Raw genomic sequence first — 308 nt, forward strand, 5'->3', positions numbered from 1 at the left:
TTCTTCTTCATCGCATCACGCAGGCTGGGAAAGGCGGGCTGTTTCGGCATCGGCAGGACTCCTCTGGCGGACGCCCCAAACCTATCAGATTAGGCAGAAAGTCGCAGGTTTTTCAGACGTTCCTTGATGAAGCAAAATTCAATTTACGTATGAGCCTAATTCTTTCATTTTGTCAAATTCCGGAAAGTCTGAACAACGCCTTCTGCTGCGCCGACGCGCCGATGTGAGGGCCATGCCGGGCATCAGGCAGCTTGTTTCCAGCGGCTTTCGGGCTGCTTCGGCCGCTCGGTTGGTGGACAGGCCAATTC

General features: G+C 54.2%; 1 protein-coding gene. It reads left to right on the forward strand.

From position 1 onward, the window contains the following. Positions 1-227: hypothetical protein (locus C6W92_RS17890; RefSeq protein WP_206735565.1), on the forward strand; the 227-nt coding region annotated here is incomplete at its 5' end. Positions 228-308: the final 81 nt, after the last annotated feature.

It is taken from the genome of Roseovarius sp. A46 (genome assembly GCF_004126395.1).
Taxonomy (GTDB): Bacteria; Pseudomonadota; Alphaproteobacteria; order Rhodobacterales; family Rhodobacteraceae; genus Roseovarius; species Roseovarius nitratireducens.